Origin of the sequence: Streptomyces sp. MspMP-M5 (assembly GCF_000373585.1) — a bacterium.
Taxonomy (GTDB): domain Bacteria; phylum Actinomycetota; class Actinomycetes; order Streptomycetales; family Streptomycetaceae; genus Streptomyces.
Genome location: NZ_KB891857.1, coordinates 1 through 2,996 on the forward strand (window position 1 = coordinate 1; position 2,996 = coordinate 2,996).

Genomic DNA, 2,996 nt, shown 5'->3' on the forward strand with positions numbered 1-2,996 from the left:
GGCTGGGGACTGACCGTTGGTCACTGGTCAGGTCCGCATGACACGTCTCCTCTCCTGCGGACTCTGCGTGCGATGTGACTTCACGTCGCACCGGGCGTGCCTTCCCGACCGACGCCGCGAACGTCGGCCTACTCGATGACCATCACGGGATCATCCGGGAAGGTACGCCCTCGCGTCCCTCCCGGAACCGATCCACAGGGCTTGAGCATTGCTCTTTCGCGTGCGCTCGTCCCACGAGCCGCCTTCCGATCACGGTGAACCTTCCCGGTCACAGCACTAGCCGAGCCCACCAGCCGCCTCGGCCGTATGATCCGGCGCCTGGTCAACGGAGACGAGCCCTACCCCCGCCCGTAGTGCCCGCCTACGGCGCAAAGACAGCGCCGGATACCCAAGTGCTTACCCCGACCCGTGACCTGCGGAGATGGCCGTGGTGAGGTCAGTGGTAAGCAGTGGCCGGACAGCTGGGTGGCCGCTGGCGCCAAGGGACGTCCCGGGGATTCCTCACTAGGCGTACGGCTCTGGCTCCCCCTTCATTTCCGGGGCATCCTGCTCTGTGCACGCCACGGCGCATCGGGAGCACCGCACGGCGCCGCCGACGAAGGGAACGCGTCATGAACGTCCGCAAGCGCATCACCGCCGTCACAGCCACCACGGCCCTCACAGGGTTGGCAGTGGCGGGCCTGACCGTGCCGGCCCAGGCGGCACACAGCACGCGCGCCGCCCGCACGGCCATATCCACCGCGGTGACTTCCCCAACCATCCTGTTAAGCGGCGGCCTCAAGCTCGTGCCGGCAGCCGCTGGGTACAACTACATCGTCAATGAGCACAGTGGGAAGTGCCTGACCGTCGACGGGTACAGCAGCAGCAACGGCGCTGCCGTCAACCAGTACACCTGTGTTGGGCAGTACAACCAGCAATGGATCGCCTCGACCTCGAAAACCGGCTTCCAGTTGCAGGCTCGGCACAGCGGTCGCTGCATGAGTGTCAAGGGCGGCAGCAAGCGCAAAGGCACCCCCGTGATCCAGTGGAACTGCAATGGATCGCTGGATCAGGCGTTCATCGGCGCAAACAGCAGGCTGATTCCCCAGCACAGTCGCGAGTGTCTGAGCATCCAGGGCGGAAGCACTGCCAACCGAGCTCCACTCATCCAGTGGAGCTGCAATGGCGCTTCCGATCAGAACTTCCACCCGCGACACGCCTGATCAGCCGTGAGCCGCCCTGGCCCGTCCGTCACTTGGCGTCCAATCCTGTGACGGGAACGATCAGGGGTCCGGGGCGCGGTCTCAGGTGGCGAGTGGTCGTCCGCCCCGGCGGGTTCCTTTCGCGCTGCGGGCGCGGGCGCGGGCGCGTTCGCGTCGCTGGGCGGCCAGGACGTCGGGGCCCGCCCTCGACGGCGACCTCGACGATGTGCCGCGCCTGATGGTCACCTTCGACCAGGCCGGCGCTCCCCAGCGGCAGCTCGCCCGCTTCTGGGAAAACCGGCAGAGGTGAATCTGACGCTGGTGCCCGAACACCGCGGTGGGCACGGAGAACGCCCGCACACAGCGTTCCATGAGCTCCAAGGGGCTACGCTGCTCCGTCTTGCCTGGAAGATCGTACAAATTTGACTTCAAGAGAAGCCTCGACTCCAGCCTCGGCGATGAAAGCAATCCCACCCTTCGCCGAGATCCCCAATTTTGCAGTGACCTCAGTAATTCTCAAGTGGCTGTCGCTGGGGGGCGGCTGCATGGTCATAATCGACTCTACCTGGTGTCGAATTCTTTCGAAGCCAGCTTTCAAATCCCTCAAACGCAGGGATGCCTCGTCGACCTCGATTTCGGGGCGACTCCACGGCATCTTGATCAGAGCGTGCTCACTGAAGTCTTCTCGGCCTTCTTGAAGTCTGATTTCCGCGTCTTCATGGTCGATTGCCGGGACGACATGCACCAGAATAGGTACAGTCTCCAGGTCCTGATCTGCCGTGTCATTCATTCAGACCTCTGCTTCGGCAACGAGTTGGTGGACCGCGCGGCGCAGCGGCTCGGGCATAGGGGTGCGTTCCATGACCGAACGGTACGGGGGCCACGCTCCCAGACGCCGCAGTCGCGGCCCCTCGTTCACTTGGACAGGCTAGGCCCGCCGGACCGGACCGGGGAGGCCAAGCCCTGTTCAACCGCGCTCCGGGATGCACCGCGCAACGGACACAGCGCCGTCGTCGCCCAGGACCGCGTGCTCGGCGAGTTGGGCGAGGATCTGCTCAGGACGGAGGCCGGCTCGCTCCGCGATGGCACGCAGCCGGCGACTGGTGTCCGCCGGCAGCCACACCTGCGTCCGCAGTTCGTCCTTCGCGTCCTGGCGCTCCTTCACCCACGCTCTGTGCCGGTCGAGGGCCTCCTGCCGCCGAGGTTCCCGTTCCTGCGCGCCCAGAGCGTGCCCCGGGCGTCCTGCTCAGGGTCGTACGCCTGCCCTCCGGAGGCTTCCAACAGCGCGGCGATCCGGCGCCACGCGGCGTGCCTGGCCGCCCACAGCTCCGCCTGCTCCTCCGGATCCGTCGCATACGGCCCGCGGTCGGCGGGAGTGCCCAGTTGCCGCCTGTGCGCCGTCGTGTTCGGACACGCTCATCCACTCTCTCCGGACGCGTAGCATGTCCGGCCAACCACCGCCCCCGGCAATCGGCCGGGTCGATGCGAACTGCCTACTGCGGGGCCGCCTTGTCCGAGGCGGTCGCCGAACGCCGGGAACCGGATGACGTCCGGCAGCTGGCGGGAGCTGGCGGCTGGGAGGAGGTACAAGCCGACCATGCCCAGCCTGCGGTTGGCCGGCCGATCCGAGGAGTGAAGTGCGGGAGGTGGGGCATCATCTGAGTTCAGATCGGACGGCGGCTCGGGGGGACGGGTGGCACGATTACCGGTTGGTGAGGGAGAAGGCGGGACTCCAGGAGCGGGCGCCGTCGGCCGTCCGGACACCGAGCCGGCCCTGGGGGACGACGGTGAGGTGCCCGCTCCGAATAGGACCGG

The 2,996-nt window shown here is 66.9% G+C and carries 4 protein-coding genes; 2 read left to right on the forward strand and 2 right to left on the reverse strand.

Annotated features, from left to right (window positions below; translation table 11 throughout):
• The first annotated feature begins 611 nt into the window (after window positions 1-611).
• Both B073_RS39220 and B073_RS47075 read left to right on the forward strand, forming a co-directional pair.
• The gene (locus B073_RS39220) at window positions 612-1,202 is read left to right on the forward strand and encodes an RICIN domain-containing protein (protein ID WP_018537222.1); all 591 of its coding nucleotides are present in this window, start codon (window positions 612-614) and stop codon (window positions 1,200-1,202) included.
• Window positions 1,203-1,287: 85 nt separating this feature from the next.
• Window positions 1,288-1,491: a hypothetical protein gene (locus B073_RS47075; RefSeq protein WP_161195953.1), complete on the forward strand. Its 204-nt coding sequence runs from the start codon at window positions 1,288-1,290 to the stop codon at window positions 1,489-1,491.
• 75 nt (window positions 1,492-1,566) lie between these two features.
• Here B073_RS47075 and B073_RS46230 read toward each other — a convergent pair whose 3' ends face one another.
• Window positions 1,567-1,971 carry a hypothetical protein gene (locus B073_RS46230; protein ID WP_158690092.1) on the reverse strand — a complete coding sequence of 135 codons (405 nt, stop codon included), beginning with the start codon at window positions 1,969-1,971 and terminating at the stop codon, window positions 1,567-1,569.
• 177 nt (window positions 1,972-2,148) lie between these two features.
• The gene (locus B073_RS46235; RefSeq protein WP_158690093.1) at window positions 2,149-2,346 is read right to left on the reverse strand and encodes a hypothetical protein; all 198 of its coding nucleotides are present in this window, start codon (window positions 2,344-2,346) and stop codon (window positions 2,149-2,151) included.
• Window positions 2,347-2,996: the final 650 nt, after the last annotated feature.